General features: G+C 58.7%; 17 protein-coding genes. 4 read left to right on the forward strand and 13 right to left on the reverse strand.

Annotation, left to right across the window (positions count from 1 at the left end; genetic code table 11):
- Window positions 1–41: 41 nt before the first annotated feature.
- Genes cheB through OB905_02475 form a run of 6 tightly spaced genes read right to left on the reverse strand, consistent with a single transcriptional unit; the run spans window position 42 to window position 5,478 of the window.
- Window positions 42–1,139, reverse strand: coding sequence for a chemotaxis-specific protein-glutamate methyltransferase CheB (gene cheB / locus OB905_02450; GenBank protein MCU4924845.1), 1,098 nt, complete (start codon window positions 1,137–1,139; stop codon window positions 42–44).
- 3 nt (window positions 1,140–1,142) lie between these two features.
- Window positions 1,143–2,300 (reverse strand): chemotaxis protein CheW, encoded by a 1,158-nt coding sequence (locus tag OB905_02455; protein ID MCU4924846.1) that lies wholly within the window; start codon window positions 2,298–2,300, stop codon window positions 1,143–1,145.
- Window positions 2,301–2,312: 12 nt separating this feature from the next.
- The gene (locus tag OB905_02460) at window positions 2,313–3,194 is read right to left on the reverse strand and encodes a ParA family protein (GenBank protein MCU4924847.1); all 882 of its coding nucleotides are present in this window, start codon (window positions 3,192–3,194) and stop codon (window positions 2,313–2,315) included.
- 53 nt (window positions 3,195–3,247) lie between these two features.
- Window positions 3,248–4,525 (reverse strand): flagella protein, encoded by a 1,278-nt coding sequence (locus OB905_02465; protein MCU4924848.1) that lies wholly within the window; start codon window positions 4,523–4,525, stop codon window positions 3,248–3,250.
- A gap of 6 nt (window positions 4,526–4,531) precedes the next feature.
- Window positions 4,532–5,005, reverse strand: coding sequence for a flagellin (locus OB905_02470; GenBank protein ID MCU4924849.1), 474 nt, complete (start codon window positions 5,003–5,005; stop codon window positions 4,532–4,534).
- Window positions 5,005–5,478: a hypothetical protein gene (locus tag OB905_02475; protein ID MCU4924850.1), complete on the reverse strand. Its 474-nt coding sequence runs from the start codon at window positions 5,476–5,478 to the stop codon at window positions 5,005–5,007. Before OB905_02475 ends, OB905_02470 begins: the two co-directional genes overlap by 1 nt.
- Before the next feature lie 158 nt (window positions 5,479–5,636).
- Between OB905_02475 and OB905_02480 the strand changes: the two genes are divergently transcribed.
- Window positions 5,637–5,960 (forward strand): hypothetical protein, encoded by a 324-nt coding sequence (locus OB905_02480; protein MCU4924851.1) that lies wholly within the window; start codon window positions 5,637–5,639, stop codon window positions 5,958–5,960.
- Here the strand turns inward: OB905_02480 and OB905_02485 are convergent.
- Window positions 5,945–6,202, reverse strand: a complete 258-nt coding sequence (locus OB905_02485; GenBank protein ID MCU4924852.1) for a flagella cluster protein — start codon at window positions 6,200–6,202, stop codon at window positions 5,945–5,947. The two genes, OB905_02480 and OB905_02485, sit on opposite strands and share 16 nt — an antisense overlap.
- A 197-nt stretch (window positions 6,203–6,399) precedes the next feature.
- Between OB905_02485 and flaJ the strand changes: the two genes are divergently transcribed.
- Window positions 6,400–8,127: an archaellar assembly protein FlaJ gene (flaJ, locus tag OB905_02490; protein ID MCU4924853.1), complete on the forward strand. Its 1,728-nt coding sequence runs from the start codon at window positions 6,400–6,402 to the stop codon at window positions 8,125–8,127.
- A gap of 239 nt (window positions 8,128–8,366) precedes the next feature.
- Complete coding sequence (locus tag OB905_02495; GenBank protein MCU4924854.1) at window positions 8,367–8,828, forward strand: chemotaxis protein CheW; 462 nt, start codon at window positions 8,367–8,369, stop codon at window positions 8,826–8,828.
- A 27-nt stretch (window positions 8,829–8,855) separates the two neighbouring features.
- Here the strand turns inward: OB905_02495 and OB905_02500 are convergent, their stop codons facing one another.
- The 3 genes from OB905_02500 to OB905_02510 all read right to left on the reverse strand — a co-directional run bounded on the left by OB905_02500 (window position 8,856) and on the right by OB905_02510 (window position 11,797).
- Window positions 8,856–9,725, reverse strand: a complete 870-nt coding sequence (locus tag OB905_02500; GenBank protein ID MCU4924855.1) for a CheF family chemotaxis protein — start codon at window positions 9,723–9,725, stop codon at window positions 8,856–8,858.
- Window positions 9,722–10,984 (reverse strand): HEAT repeat domain-containing protein, encoded by a 1,263-nt coding sequence (locus tag OB905_02505; GenBank protein ID MCU4924856.1) that lies wholly within the window; start codon window positions 10,982–10,984, stop codon window positions 9,722–9,724. The genes OB905_02500 and OB905_02505 overlap by 4 nt, the downstream gene beginning before the upstream one ends.
- A 189-nt stretch (window positions 10,985–11,173) precedes the next feature.
- A complete protein-coding gene (locus OB905_02510) occupies window positions 11,174–11,797 on the reverse strand; it encodes a hypothetical protein (GenBank protein ID MCU4924857.1) in 624 nt (207 codons plus the stop codon).
- A gap of 254 nt (window positions 11,798–12,051) precedes the next feature.
- On the opposite strand from OB905_02510, the gene OB905_02515 reads away from it, so the two are divergent.
- The gene (locus tag OB905_02515; protein MCU4924858.1) at window positions 12,052–12,924 is read left to right on the forward strand and encodes a CheF family chemotaxis protein; all 873 of its coding nucleotides are present in this window, start codon (window positions 12,052–12,054) and stop codon (window positions 12,922–12,924) included.
- 13 nt (window positions 12,925–12,937) lie between these two features.
- Here the strand turns inward: OB905_02515 and OB905_02520 are convergent, their stop codons facing one another.
- The 3 genes from OB905_02520 to OB905_02530 all read right to left on the reverse strand — a co-directional run bounded on the left by OB905_02520 (window position 12,938) and on the right by OB905_02530 (window position 15,872).
- Window positions 12,938–14,146 carry a chemotaxis protein CheC gene (locus OB905_02520; protein MCU4924859.1) on the reverse strand — a complete coding sequence of 403 codons (1,209 nt, stop codon included), beginning with the start codon at window positions 14,144–14,146 and terminating at the stop codon, window positions 12,938–12,940.
- A gap of 2 nt (window positions 14,147–14,148) precedes the next feature.
- Window positions 14,149–14,502: a response regulator gene (locus OB905_02525; GenBank protein MCU4924860.1), complete on the reverse strand. Its 354-nt coding sequence runs from the start codon at window positions 14,500–14,502 to the stop codon at window positions 14,149–14,151.
- A 182-nt stretch (window positions 14,503–14,684) separates the two neighbouring features.
- Entirely contained in the window at window positions 14,685–15,872 is a 1,188-nt protein-coding gene (locus OB905_02530) for an MFS transporter (GenBank protein ID MCU4924861.1), read from the reverse strand.
- Between the last annotated feature and the right edge of the window lie 61 nt (window positions 15,873–15,933).

The following is a 15,933-nucleotide window of genomic DNA, read 5'->3' on the forward strand; positions in this document are numbered from 1 at the left end:
TGGCGTTCTCTACTCTCTGAGAAACACTCCGGTGGCGCTCGTTACTCGCTCGCCTGCGAGTGGATCAGCCGCTCGATTGCGGCGGGGATCTCCTCGACAGGGAGGACTTCCTCGACGGCACCTGTCTCGATTGCTGCCTTTGGCATGCCAAAGATTCTGGACGTAGCCTCGTCCTGAGCGATCGTCCGACCGCCAGCCTCAGCGATCGATTGGATGCCGATCGCACCGTCTTTCCCCATCCCGGTGAGGACGACGCCGATCAGCAGGTCGTCGATGCAGGCGGCGGCGCTTCGCATCGTCGCGTCGACGGCCGGCCGGACGTTGTTCAGTTTCGGCGCCGTAGAGAGATCGACCGTAATCCGCCCGTTCCGGTATCCGACCACCTCGAGGTGGTATCCGCCCTTTGCAAGGACGCCGTCGCCGGCGGTGATCGTCTGATTCGACGCGGCCTCACGAAACTGCAGGGGTGTCGCCGAGTCCAGCCGTCTGGCGAAGGATTCAGTCAGTGCGTCGGTCATATGCTGGACGACGATGACACGGACGTTGAGCGCCGGCGAGAGGTTCTTGAGCAGGGTCTGTACGGTGTCCGGACCGCCGGTCGAAGAGCCGATCACGACGGTCGCTGGTGCAGTTGACTCACGTTCGCCCGCTGGCTGTGTGCCAGGAGCGTCGGACGTGGGTCTCGATTCGTCGGCGTCACGATCGATACTCGCCGCCTGTCCGGGCTCTGACTGGGACGCGCCGGCGATTCGGTCGGCGATTTCGTCGGCGCGTTCCCACATCGAAACGGTCGTCTCTTTTCCGCCTGGTTTGCGGATGATATCGACGACGCCTCGCTCCATCAACTCGAGTGCCTCGGCTTCTTCTTCGTGGACGTGAGCGCTGATGACGACGATGGGAACTGGATGGTTGTCCATGATCTCGTCGATCGCCCACCGACCGCCCTGTCCGGGCATCGAGATATCCATCGTGAGCACGTCTACGTCGGTTTCGGTAACCAGCTCAATTGCCGACTCGCCGTCGCTCGCTTCGCCGACGACGGTGTGTCCTCGCTCCTCGAGTATCTTCGTCAAAATGCTCCGCATGAACGCGGAGTCGTCGACGATCCCGACGTTGACCGACTGGGTGCGAGATGCCATCCGTTAGGAGTACTCTTTCAGCGACTCGGTCAGGGAATCGAAATCGACCAACGGCACAGTCATCTCGTCGTCGGCACGGTAGCCGTGGACGATTCCTTCGAGATAATTCTCGTCGATGGTAAGCAGATCCATCTCCGAGATGTCGTGGATCGACGTGATATCCTCGTCGGTAACTGTCTCGACGTGACTGATATCGTCGACTCGAATTCCGAGGCGGTGCTCGTCCTCGCGCTCGTTTTGAACGATGATGTACTCGCCGCCTTCCCGCGGAGCGCTGGCGCCACTATCCGAGAGGTTGACGATCACCTTTGGGTTCAGTACTGCGATGATCTTTCCGCGCATGTCGGTTACGCCGTCGATCGGCTGCGGTGACCGTGGGTACCGCGTTAACCCGGGCAACTCCTCGACTGAACTGACGCTCTCGATCGATCCCGCAAACAGCTCGTCGTTTAGTTCGAAGTAGAGCAACTTCCGCTCCTCGACGTCGGCAGCGACGTCGTTGTCGCCGATTACAAAGCTGCTCTCGTTTTTGGTCACGGCCATTCGTTCGCCTCGCTCTGTGCTGGCACCTCCGGTGAACGCTCCCTCGACTGTGCCAGTCGCCTCCGAGGAGCCCCCCCTGTTGCCAGATTGGCTCGGCGTCGCTGTCATCGACTGAAATTCGTACTGTTTTTCTGCAGGACTGCCAGCGCCATCGGACTCGTCTGCTGGATTTCGCTCGGTCCCGGCTCCGGTCGATGGTGTTGACTGGTCTGTTTGGCCAGACGTCGACTCGCCGGTCTGGCCGGACATCGACTCGTCTGTTTGGCCTGATGTCGACTCAGCCGGTGGCATGGCCGACGTCGGTTCGGAGTTGACCGGTTGGTTGTCACTGTTCCCGGAGCCATCCGCACCATCTTCGGTAGTGCCGACATCTGAATGTGTTCCTCCGGACTGCTCTTCGGGGGACCGCTGTTGTCCATGTTCGGCCGATTGGTCGCCGTCGGGTTCGGGGTCCGCACTCTCGTCCGTTTGATCGTCGTCGGCCGATGCTGTCGGCGAAACGCCGAGCTTCTCGGCCTTCTTCCGATCACTCTCTGAGAGTTTCTCGCGTGCACGGCCACCCACGTCTGAGAGCTGGTCTTCGAACTCGTCGTCTGGGTCGGAATCGTTTGCAGTCATTGTGCTGACTCGTTACTCACTGTTTGCTCGCTGCTGGCGGATCGTTTCTACCGTCATTGCTGTCGGTGTCTCGATACCGGCGTCGAACGTCGGCGGCTCGGTTTGCTCGACGACCAGTTGGACGAATTCGTCGTACACGTCGAGCTGGTCGTTGGCGAGCGCGTCGTCGTATCCGTAGATCGACTGCTGATGTTTTTTCGCACGGGAGAACGCGGCGCGGTGGTCCGTTACGACCCCCTTCTCTCCGAAGGTGTCCTCGAACCAGTCGACGATCTGTCTGTTTTCCGTCGTCAACTTCGTCGAGTTGACCGTCATGAGGAAGGCGAGGTAGTCTATCTCCAGATCGTGTACCAGCTCGAGGACTTCGTACTGATCGAACAGGAGGTCGATGGAGTGGGGCATCTCCGTCTCGGGAATCATCGGGACGACCACGTTCTCGCCGGCCGTGATGGCGTTTTTCGTGTACGGCGAGAAATCCGGCGGGCAGTCACAGACGACGTAGTGGTACGCCCGGTCGAGGTTCTCGAGTACCTGTCCGAGCCTGATCGCACCGCCGTCGGCCGTATCGAGTGGCGTTCTGTTGCCGTTGTACGACTGGTTCGCAGGAATCAGATCGAACTCCGGGTGATCGGCCTCGATCAGCTCGTCGATCCGATCCCACTGTCGCGGGTCGAGTAACACCTCGTCGAGCGAGCGTGCGTCGAGATCGAAGTACTGCTCGCGCTTGCCCAGATTCGCCGTCAACGTCCCCTGAGGGTCCAAATCAACGAGCAAGACATCGAATCCCCTGGCTGCGAGTCCACCGGCCAGATTCATCGCCGTAAACGTCTTTCCGGTCCCACCCTTCTGTAATGAGACGGCGATCACTTCCGGAGTCGGTTTCACGGTTGACATGGTCTCATCCCTCGGTCGATTGGTACGTCACAGTGAAATACCATAATCCTTCGTCATTGCACACCGGTGTCGGACGCCATTTCGCCTGCCACCTCCTCCATCTCGGCACCGAGGTCGGGTGCCTGATCCGGCGTGGCGATCCACGCGATATACTGGAGACTTTGCTTGTGTTCGGCGACGGTAAGCGGCGACCGTCCGTCACCACTCACCTTGCCGACTCGCTGCTGGGCGGTTCCGAACCCGTCGAGCATGGAGTGGAGATACTCGGATGCCTCCTCGGAAATCCAGCCGACTGATTCGTAGTACGCGATCGTACGGGCAGCTCCCTGGACACCGCTTTTTTCGACGAGAAACTGCAGCCACTCGAGTGTCACCAGTTCCACGTCGTCACGAGCGCGGTGGGTCACGAGGTACGGCGGCTCGCCGAACTCCCCGTTGAGGGGGCCGTCGGACTCGGAGGGGCGTTCGTGACTGTCGACGCCCGGATCGTGCTCGGGTTCGTCGTCTTCGCTGGCCGCCGATTCGTCGAACGCCAGCTCGAACCCGTCGTCGGTTCCGGCCGAATCGTCATGATCATCGTCTTTGTCATCAGTTCCGGCCGAACCGTCGTGTTCGTCGTCGGCATCGGCGCTCCCGTCTCCGAGATCCGCTTCGAACTCCTCGGATAGCGCCTCGTCCGCCTCGAATTCGTCGTTCTCGGCATCTTCAGCCAGTGCGTCGCCGAACTCGTCATCGTCGTCTTCCTCGTCTTCGAACTCGTCGTCGAGGAACTCGTCTGCATCGGCGGCGGCAAGCTCGTCGTCAACGTCGGGTCCCTGTTGTGCGCCGAACGCCCCCTCCCCAGTATCGAAGGCGTTACCCAGCTCTTGGTCACCGACGAACGGATTGATCCCGCGGGTGACGATCTCGTAGAGGTCGACGAGCTTCTCGACGTTTTTGTCGACCGTTTCGACTCTGTTGCTGATCTGTTCGTTCTCTCCTCTGAAGATCTCGACGCGGTTCTGGAGCGTGTCTACCTCTTCTTCGACATCGTCCAACCGATACGAGAGCTCGGTTGCACCGGTGTTTCCACCACCGGTCAACATCTCGTCTTCACCCAACAGGTCGTCGTCTCCACCACCCAACAGGTCGTCATCCGATCCACCGTCGCTTAACAGCGGACCGCTGGTGTCAGACTCGCCGACCCCCTCGTCCCTCGAGTCGGTCCCAAGATCGCCGAACACGTCGGTGTCGCTACCGCTATCACCGAACAGGTCACCCTCTTCCTCCCCGTCGTCGTGTTTGTCGGCCTGTTCCTCGCGCTTGCCGAATACGTTTGGTAGGTCAACCATTATCTATCACTCGCTGACGTAGAAGTCGAGCACAGCCTCGTTTCCGTTAACGATGACGAGCACCTCGGTATCGTGTTGAATATCCAGTGAATCAGTAGCAGCGGTTACTTCGACGATTTCGTCGGGCCCCCAGACGTCGCTGTCGGTGTATACCGTTTCTACTTCCAGATCGTCGTTCGGGATGTACGTTCCATCGACAACGACGTCTACCTGCATTGGATCGCTAAGCAAGCTCGCTGACCCCGTGTTCTGGACGAGAACCGTCACGTTCGAACTCTCCTCGTCGTAAATGGCGTCACTCTGGCCCGGGTCGCTGATGATCGCAATATCGGTTTCGATCTCTTCTACGACACCGGATCCTCGCGTTTCGATCGCCTCGTTGACCTGGCCCACTTCGACGATGAGGATTCCCGCGACACTTCCTGCAACAACGATACTCGCAACGAACAACACGAGGTGAGATAGCGACTCCCCGGACATTATGACTCCTCCGTCTGGCCATCGACCGATGTTGCGTCGGTAATCGCCCCTTCCGTCGTGACTGCTACCCGTTCCGGAGCGGTGTCAAGTTCCGCTTCGAACTTGAGGGTCGTCCCAGGTGGCCAGATGTTCGTTACCGACTCGTTGCGAGTATCGTCACCATCGATAACCGTCCTCGTGGTTTGGTTTGTGTCTGTGGGTGTCCCATCAATGAGAAGATACGTTCGCGAGAGTTCCAGCGTTTCCGAGCCGGTATTGATGACCTCAATCGTCGTTGTCGAATTCTCACTGTCTACGGCAGTACTGTTGATCTCAATATCTGTATTTTTGTAGTCACGTATCTGCTCTGCCTGTGATGCGTACGCGTCACCCGCTGAGCTTCCGAGCGTAAACAACGTCGGGAGGGCAATACTGAGAACTATCAAAAATGCAACGAACAGCAGGGCGACCGAACTGCTCGTGCTAAATCCCATCGAAGCCACACTACTAACGGCTAGGATAAATAGTTCACTGGTACGGACTGTCAGCATAGTCCGAACGTATTTTACGTTCTACTGCGTCGTCTCCCCTACGTACTACAATATCCATGCACCGACGGTCGATTCTTATGGCTTCAGGAAGCGGTATCGCAATGGCAACTGCTGGCTGTCTCGGCATGTTCAGCGACGACGTCCTCGTTGATGAGACCATTGACGAGGGAATGATCTACGAGTTCGATCTGGAGTCGGACACGACTCTCATCATAGACGTGACGTACGAAGGGGACGAAGACGATGCTGAGGACGCGTTTATCGGCGTGGTTCTCCGGGATGCAGATCAGTCGATCGCCTTCTCCGATGGCACGCAAGAAGAGACGGCGGAGTTCGAGTACGACGTCACCGAGAGCGGGTCGTACAGCCTCCAGATCAACCCATCCGATGAGTTCGCGGTACACGCCTCTTACGAGGACGAGTAGTGTGTCAACACGAGGAGTTTCTCGTCCGTCCGGGCGACACAGAAGGATCCGTCAGGTGGTGTGTCGAACGTATGGCTCTCCTGTTCGGTAACGAAGAGCCGATCGAACGGACGATCACAGGACGGACAGCGTAGATCTGCCCGGTTTGCGAGGATGTGCGTTCCATCTGAGCCCTTGAGCAACTTGAGGTTCGCACGGTAGTCGTGGAAGCTAAATCCGTCGGAGAGGTCGAGTCGAGTCATATCATACTTTTTCACCTGTAGGACTTATGTTATTCGACGACCCGGAGGCCCACTGTTTCTAGCGACTATCCTATCATATCAGTAACTAATTCGCCCGCTAGTGATCAATTTTAAATAGGTTTGATAGCAACGTTCGCAGCAGAACTCCGACGACTCACGCTCTTTGACTGATCAAACGAGAGACGAGTTCGTGAACAATGGCAACGAAGGACAACGCGTCATCACTGGCGTCCGTCAGCCAATCCATCATCCGCTCGTACGATGAGATGGATTTCTCGACCAGTGTCTACCTTCTCGGGATCGTTCTCCCCGCGTTCGCATTTTTCCTCCTCACCGTCGTCGTCACGGTGCTGATCGACGCGTTCTTGCTGGTCAGGTTGCTCATTCCGGTACTCGGACTGCTCGCGCTCGGCGCAGCAGTCGCCTATCCGCGTATCGCACTCGACGCACGGCGCGTTCAGATGGAAAACCGGTACCATCTGTTCGTCATCCACATGACGGTTCTCGCGACGACCAACATCGATCGGATGGAGATTCTGCGCGAACTCGCGAAAGAGGAAGAGTACGGCGAACTGACGGTGGAGGTTCAGCGGATCGTCGATCTCGTCGACGTCTGGCACTTGAGTCTCGACGAGGCCTGTCGACGTCGCGCAAAGGAGGTGCCCAGTGAGTCCATCGCCGACCTCTTCGAGCGGATGGCCTACACGTTAGAGGCCGGACAACAGATCGACGACTTCCTCACCCAGGAACAGGACGTGTTGATCGATCAGTACTCCACCGTCTACCAGCAGTCACTGAGCAATCTCGACGTCCTCAAAGATCTCTATCTGTCGATCATCATCTCGATGACGTTCGCACTGGTGTTTGCGATCGTCTTACCGCTGCTGACCGGAAACGACCCGACGCTCACCGCCGGTATCGTGATCGTGCTGTTCGTGTTCGTCCAGCTCGGCTTTTTCTTCATCATCCGGGAGACGGTCCCGGACGACCCCATCTGGTATCTCGAAGACGGATACCGTACGACGACGAAAAAGCGTCTTCTCGGGGCGACCGTTCTCGGCGTCGGGCTGACCGTCGTTCTCACTGGCCTCCTCTCGCTTATGTTCCTCTCCGTCCTTCCTGGTGCAGAACTGTTCGGCCTCCACCAGATCCCGTATCTGCTCGTGCTGCCGATTGCGACGGCACCGCTTCTCATTACGGGCGTCGTATTCTGGTACGAAGAACGACGCGTCTTCGAACGAGATCGCTCGTTCCCGAGTTTCATTCGGGCACTCGGCACAAGCGAAAGCGTCAAACAGAGTACTACCACCGACGTCCTCTCGACGCTCCGGAGCAAGGACTTCGGCCACCTCTCGAAGAACATCGACGACCTCTACCGGCGGCTAAATATGCGAATCAGCACCGAAAAGTCCTGGCGGTACTTCACCGGGGACACCTGCTCGCACCTCATCCAGAAGTTCAGTGAGATGTACCTCGTCGGCCGAAAGATGGGTGGAAGCCCGAAACAGCTCGGCGAGCTCATCAGCCAGAACATGAGTGCGATTATCAACCTTCGCGAGGAACGAAAACAGAAGGTCACGACGCTCATTGGCGTCGTCTACGGGATTACGGTCGCGGCGACGTTCGCCTTTTTCATCGGTCTGGAGCTTGCGATCTTGTTGTCCGGATTCGACATCGACACCGGGGAGCAAACCGTCGCGGACTCGCTCATCTACACAGAACAGTACAATATCCCGCTACTCAGATATCTGCTCACGCTCGTCTTGGTGTTTAACGCGCTCATCTCCTCGCTGCTGATCCGCGCTATCGACGGCGGTCACCTCGGCAACTCGTACCTCCACTTCGTGTTGTTACTCTGGCTGGGCGCAATCACGGGCACCCTCACCGAGCGGCTGATAGATATGCTAATCACCGTCGACCTGTAAGCTGGCGAAAGATCCATTATTCCGGCCGTGAAAGTCACGTTGAATGAAAGCTGAACGTGCGATTGGGTCGGCCGAAAGCGGCATCCTCCTGTTTGGTGTCTCCATACTGCTCGCGTTCTTTATCGCTACCGTAGTGTTCCTCAACTGAGTGCAGGCGTCCACCCATCGGACCACGGTGGTGCCAGTAAACCATACATTCATTATCTCGCCATCGATTGGTGTTGGTAGCACTTCCGATTATGCCAGCACAAGAGTTCGATCGAGAGAGCGCTGACGGCGAAACGCCGGCAGGCGAACACGAAGCAGTGGAGGCACTCGAGTTCGAGTTAAATGAGCAGGTCTACTGCGTCGAGATCGGATACGTCGCAGAGATCGTCAACTGCGGCGAACTGACGACGATTCCGAACAGCCCGCCACATATCGAAGGCGTCGTCGCACTCCGAGACGAAGCGATCAAAGTCATCAATTTAAAAGAACTGTTCGAACTCGACGGCGAGTACGCCGATACGAAACTGATCGTGTTCAAACGCCGTGACGATGCGGACAGTCGACTTGGCTGGCTCGTCGATGGCGTCGTCGGCGTTACCACGTTCTCCCGATCGGAGGTCGAATCTGCCAGCGGTAAAGCGGGTCTCGAGGGTGTCGTCCAGCGAGACGAGCAGTTCCTTCTTTGGTTCGATCCTGCCGAAGTACGGATCTGATAGCCCAGAGAGAGGCGACGACTGCCGTCACTTTTCGTTCATCGACTCGCTCGCGATGTTTCGTCCTCGGGGCTTCAGGACGACTTCGCGTCTGATTCGAACCTCTTCTAGCACGTCGAGTTCGATCATCCGCTCGTACATCTCCTCGACTTTGTCGGGGTTTACGTCGACGAATTCTGGAACTTCGAACGGCGAAACCCCCGAGTACAGCGCCATCAGCACTTCCCGTTCTTTCCCCGAGAGATCGATCTGCGAGGCGTTCTTCTCTGCCCCGCGGTCGAGTACCGACTTCAGGATCGAACAGTTTTGCTGTCCACCCGTCACGTACGTCTGGACGCTCTTCCCGTCTTCCGTGTGTTCGGCTTCGATGACCGGTCGCTCCTTCGATTTTACCGTTCGGTTGTCCGTTTCGATGGTGCCGACGTCGTCGACCTCTATCTGGACGAACGAACCGTCTTCAACCGCGAAGTTTGCGACTCCGGTGTCGATTTTCATCCGCGCTTTCTTCCACTCCGTGTCTTGGACGACCCCACCTTCGACGGCGGGATGTTTCACGAGGACGATCTCGCCGTCCAGCATCGCCTTCTGCAGTTCGAGTTCGAACGTTTCGATGTCCTCTTCGCCCAGTGAGACGAGAAAGACGTTATCGCCGGTGTTGACGCTTACGTAGTTCGATACCTTCGCGATCGTCTGGTTGACGTCGTATCGCCCGCGGATCGATTTGATCGCCGAAAGCGGGATCGTCTCTTTTTGCTCGCTACTCGCGATCACCAGTCGCTTGTTCGAGAGCACGATCCGACCGTTCGACCAGTTCGTGTCCGATAGTCGGCGATTGTCTCGGACTACCTGCGTAAACTGTCCCGTCGCGTCAGCGAGTTTCGTCTCGGACTTACTCATGCGAATTTATCACCTGGTGCTCCGATCCCTCCGAGCTTCGAAAGTGCGGAAAATCCGTGCTTTCGAAGTCGTTCGTTCTCGGTTCGATCCGTAAACGCCGTCAGCTCCTGGCGAGCTGTCTTCCCCCCGATCTTCCCGAGGACGAACAGGGCCCTTGCCCGCGCCCCCTCATCGTTCGTGTCGTCAGTAACGAACTCCAGCAGTCGCTCCTCTAGGTCCTCGTCATCGAGGAGCGTGAGGCTCGTCGCGGCGAACTTCGAGGTCATCTCGTTGTCGTCGCTCAGCGTGTCGATCAGTGCCTCACGTGCCGGTGCCGTGTGAGTGTCGTCGGCTACCCGCCCCAGCAGCCAGGCAGCATTGCGCCGCTGTGCGGTTTCGGTACTCTCGTCGAGGATTTCGATCAGCGGATCGACCGACTCGCTGGCGTTTGCCCGTTCCAGTTCGCCGACCATCTTCTGTCTCACCGTGTGACTTGCCTCTGCCGGGGCCTCCGAGAGCAGTTGGACGAGCGAGAACATCGCAGTTCGTCGGACGGTGTCGGAGTCATCTTGCAACGCTCCGACGAGGATCTCGACTGCCTCGACGCTTCCCAGGCGACTCAGTGCGTCGACGACGATCCGTCGGAGTGATTCGTCCTCCGCGTCGACGACGCTACTGAGCTCTCGTAGAGCGTTGTCCGATCCGATGTTCGCGAGCGCGTAGGCGGCTTCGACCCGTACCTCGTGGTGATCTTGTCGGAGCAACGGAGAGAGATGGGGCACGCTCTCGACCGATTCGAGCCGCCCACACGCGCGTGCAGCCTGTTTTCTAACTCGTGGATCCGGATCCTCGAGCGTCTCTACGAGCGCAGGGACTGCGTTCGTCTCGCCGAGGCGGCCAAGTCCCGTTGCAGCAGCCATTCGCAACTCGGGAACGCTATCGTTGAGGCTCTCTGCCAGCATTTCCGCTTTTTTCCACGCTGCACCTCCGTCGAAGTCGTCATCCTGTAACTCGCCGATGAGCTCTTCGAGTGCTGGCTGTCCGTACTGGTCTATGGCGTCGACTGCGGCTGCTCGAACCGACTTATCTTCGTCGGTTATCGCGGCCTCGACCAGCGAGTCGATGATCTTCGATCGGGAGTACTGCGCTCCCCCTGCTTCCCCCTCCAGACTCCCAAGTATCTCGGCAGATCGTTTACGAACTGTCGGGTTCGAACTCCGCTCGAGGCGCGCGAGGAGCTCGTCGAACGCTGCGTTTCGTTCGAGTTCGAAGAGACTCACCCGTGAGTCACCCCCCGTATTGCGATCGAAATCGCCGGTGAGGATAGCGTGAGTGCGTTCTGCGCCTCGTTGCTCGTCGTCCACATCGTACTGTTGACAGCAAGGGTACTTAATTGTTGAATCAACGACCAAGCACCAGATAGCCCCGATTCCGTGGGAGGAACGTCGTCCCTGCTCTCCATGGATACGCTACTCGTCTAGTGCGTCAAATAGTTCCCCAATCGTGTCGTCTCGCTCGAGTCCGGTATCCTCAACGAGCCGCCTGACATGAGTCGGACCGAGCACCTGAGGAAAGTCCGATGCAGACAACAGCATTGCCAACGCACGCCGGGTCGGAGTACTCCCCGAGACGGAGGCTGCGTACCACCGGACCAGTTCGTCGAACGATCCGACGACGTCGTCCGACGCGATTCGTCGGGTGGCTGACTCTCCGTCGAGCCGCGAGATTACGTCGATCGCGTACCGATTTCCCGTCGCGTTGAGCTCTGTCGCCAGCGTCGCTCGTGCAGCCGACGGATCGACGGCCGAGCTGTCGTCGTCGAACCGAAGCGTCGTCGACTGTGTTGGCTCGTCGTCTGCGTCGTTTTCGGCTGGGTCGTCGTCTGCGCCGTCTTGGGCCGGCACGTCGGGTGGACGATCGTCCGTCGCGACGACGAACCGATTCTCGGAAAGTTCCTCGACGTACGGGCTTTCCGAAAAGTCGAGATCGTTCGGTGTGAAGGCACTCTTCTGGCTGGCTTTTGCCGGCTGTTCGCTCGGGAGCAGCGGCTTCGTATTGGCGTGCTCGTTCGAGTCCCCCTCACCATCACCCATACCCAGTTCCTATCGGACCTACTACGTCAAGTGTTATAAAAATCACGTGGGAGTGAAACTGATCGATGGCGACACTCATCATCACCCAAATCAGCCGCGTCCGGTATAGCCAGTTCGCACCGAACAGTTCACCTTCGTGAACATAGTCGATCCGGAGACCGTCGCCGGACCCGTACAGTTTTAGTTACCCGGTTCTCTACACTGAGATAGAATTGACAGCTGACCAACCTTGGCGGAACTTACAATAACACAGTATGGGTGAGGATGTCGTTTCGGATATTACCGGTCGCTTTCTCTTCGGAGGACGCCAGCAGAGCACGCCGGTTGAGGGTCGTATCATTGCAACCACCAAGCGGGTCGTCCTCGCGACGGCCGAGGACAAACGGACCATCCCGCTCTCGGCAGTCGTCGACGTCAACGTCGGCAAGGTCCCGTCTCACGCCAAGCAGTTCTTTCAGGATACGGTGACGATCGGATACACTACCGACGACGAACTGCAGACAGCTGTGATCGAAAGCGTCGGGCAGAACGTCGAGCAGTTTCTGACGGCGTTGTTTCGGACCCTGCTCGACGACCAGCGCGTCGACGTGAAACACCCGGCGCGAGTCGGCGGTCGGGTCAAGGATGCGGCCGTGGTCCCTGGAAAACTCACGATCTCGCCCGGAGAGATCGCCGTCAAGACTAACAGCGGAACGCTGCGGATTTCGATCGCGACGGTGATGGGACTCGACCGGACCCAGAAGATCGGCGACGATACGAACCGGGTCACACTCTCGGTGAAACACACAGACGAGTCGGGCCGGACGCAGACGACGCTAATCGCCCCGCGGACGAGCCGGCACGTCAATCTTCTCGCGAGATATCTCCGTCTCGAGTACGACGAGATCCGATCGGCGGTCGACGAGATTGACCTCACCGACGCAGAAAAGCAGGTTCTCGTCGGAATCCACGCCACCAACGGTGATCTCGACTTCGCGACCCTACTCGACGGTGACTCGACGTACGTCGCAGGTGTGCTCAACTCGGTTCGCGAGAAGAATCTGGTGCGTGAAACCGGAAACGAACTCGGACTCACTCCTCGAGGCCGAATCGTTGTCACCCACCGAATTGAAGACGTAAACGCGTAGCGGTCGGCGAGGATTACAGCACGTCGCTGGGATCTGCACTCATCTCCTGTGCGTCGCTGACGAGGATGTCGTCGAGCACTGATTCGAGTTCGTCGCGACGAGGCAGCGACAGCAATTTGCAGGTGAACACGCCTTCGGTGTCAGTCTCGATGTCCGAGTCGATGAGGAAGGCGTGGTCGTCGTTCTCTGCGAGTTCGGAGATGACGGGCTCCATGATCGACGAACCGACGTCGGCGACGAACTGTGGCGGGGAGTGTTTGATGTCGGTGTTGAGGACGTTCGCCCAGCCGTCGATGAACCCACTCGTCATGATATTGCCAAGTTCCTGGAGTGCAGCTCGCTCCATGTCACCCCACTCGCCGTCCGTTTCGGACGGAATCAGGGCGTCGACGACGGCCTGCCCGGACGGTTGGTCGAACAGGATGACGAGGTAGCCACTGAGTCGGCCACGGTAGCTCATCACGGTCCCAACGTACTGCGTCTCGCCGACCTCTCTGGGGATATCAGCCAGGGGAACAAGGCTCAGTCGGCTGATGTTCACCGTCGTCTCGATGCCCGTCATCGACGTGATGTTCGTCGCCGACTTCTTGGCACCCTCCTTGGTCATCGTGTTGAACATCTCTAACTTCTCGAAGGAGATGCTGCTCTCGTTTCGCGGTTCGAGGGCCTGCTGGAGGGACTCGCTGTCGGGAACGAGCAATAGCTGAAAGTCGACTGGCTGGCGGACGCCGTCCTGTTCGGTTTCGATGCGGCTGCGGAAGACGAACAGGTGGTGATCTGCCTGCGTAGCCGACTTCGGGAGGACCTCGGCACCGGTTCCCTCGACGTACCCAGGTGGCGAACTCTTGATCCGCATATTGAGGTGGTTCGCCCAGCCGTCGACGAAGCCACTGGTCATGATATTCCCCACCTCTTTGATGCTGCTTCGTTTCATCTCCGGATCGTCCGCAGGAACCAACGTCTCCGTGATCGCGGTCCGTGCACTCTCGTCGAACGCGAGGACGGTCTCACCTTCGATCCCGCCGTCTAATTCGATACTGACGCCGGCGTACTTGCCCCCACTGAGCTCGTACTGGAGGTCCTCGGGAGCCATCAGCGACACGTCGGTCACCTCGACGTTGGTCGGGATTCCCGTCAGCGTCGCGAACGAATCGACGGCCGACTGGGCCCCCTCGTGGGCTAACTCGTTGTAGGTTTCGAGCGCCTGAATATCGATCTCCATGATTAGGCGGTCAGGCTCTCGATCTCTTTTAAGACGCTCTCTTTCTGGAACGGCTTCGTGATGTATCCTTCCGCACCGACTTTGATCGAGTCTTTCATCTGCTCGGCCTGTTCGACGCTCGTACACATGATCACCGTCGCATCAGGGTCGTAGTCGGTGATCGCATCGGTAGCCTCAATGCCGTCTTTGATCGGCATGACGATGTCCATGAGGACGACGTCCGGCTCAGTTTCTTTGTACAGTTCGACCGCTTCGACGCCGTTTTCACCCTCCCCGACGACGGTGTGTTCCCCCTCGAGAATCTGTCGAAGAAGATCTCGCATGAAGTCCGAGTCGTCCGTGATCAGCACGTCCATAGATGCGTCGATACAGTGGGTTTACTTAATGATATTGATTGGGAGATTACAGATTCTAATCATATCCTGTGCAGACACGCCGTCAGCCCCACTCGTCTCGACAACTGACCTGAATCGGCACCCGTGTCGGATCTGGGACACTCGACCACAGGAACATCCTCACCTGACAACTGCGCACACAATCACGCCGACCGGGTCCCCGCGACGACGGTGACGAACGCGATGACGGCGACACCGAGCGTCAGCCCGATTACGACCGTGTAGCCGCCGGTGTAAGCGACGCTCGCAACACCAAGTGGTGGCATCAACAGCGCACCCATCCCGCCGGCGATGTTGAATACCCCGACGATGGCAGTATCTCGATTCGGATCGTACGCCTGCATGAGAAGCGGGATATACAGCGTCGCGGTCCCGCCGAGGCCGATTCCGATGAGGAAGACGGCGACGAGGAGAACCGCCACGGAGGGAGCAAAGAGCAGCGAAATGCCGACGCCGGCACAGCCAAGCGACGCCAGAAACGCCCGTCTCGCGCCGACGCGATCGGCAGCGTACCCACTTCCGATTCGGGAGATGATACTGATGCCGCCGATGAGTCCGAACATCGTCGAGGCAGCCGTTTCGGGAAGGCCTCGCGCCCCGAAGAGGTCGATCGCGTAGGCCGCCAGCAACTGGTACCAGGCAAACGCCAGCGCCATCCCGACGAACAGTAGCTGGAACGACCGGGTGCCAAGCAGCCGAGAGAGCCACGCGAGCAGTTCGCCTGACGTCGCCGTCGTCTGCTCGGCCCACGATGGGCGTCTGCAGAGCAAACCCGCCAGGAAGAATGCGACGGCGCTGACCGACATGATGAGCAAAAAGCCCGAGCGGACACCACGTGCCCCGATCGCCTGCTGCCAGATCGGCGGGAGTACGAACAGTCCGAGTCCGTTTCCCACGAAGATCAGCCCGGTCGCCGCCCCTCGGCGACGCTCGAACCAGCGAGGAACGATCGACGCCGTCAGCACGAAGACGGTCCCGAGTGCAAGTCCGAGAACGGCAAAAACGATCGCGAGTCCGAGGTACGACGAGACGACGTACAATGCAGGTGCGATCAGGCCCGTTGCCACCGCACAGAGCACGAGCACCAGTCGAGCCGGAATGCGGGCGGCGAAGATACCGATCAATCCGGAGCCGATAAAGAACGTAAACAGCATGATCGAGAAGATCCCCGAAAGTGCGACCGCAGAGATTCCGAAGGCGTCGCTGAACGGCTGCTGAAAGACGCCGTAGGAAAGTGGCGTCCCGAAGGTAAACACCATCGCGACCGAGCCGACGATCGCCACGAGCCAGCTACGGCGGCCGTCTGGTCGGTCGGCTGCACGAACGTTCACCTCGAGAGATCGTCGATCTTCGTGTGAAAACGTTGCGTTTGTCCACGGCGACGGCGCCCCG

It is taken from the genome of Halobacteria archaeon AArc-dxtr1 (genome assembly GCA_025517425.1).
Classification (GTDB): Archaea; Halobacteriota; Halobacteria; order Halobacteriales; family Natrialbaceae; genus Halostagnicola.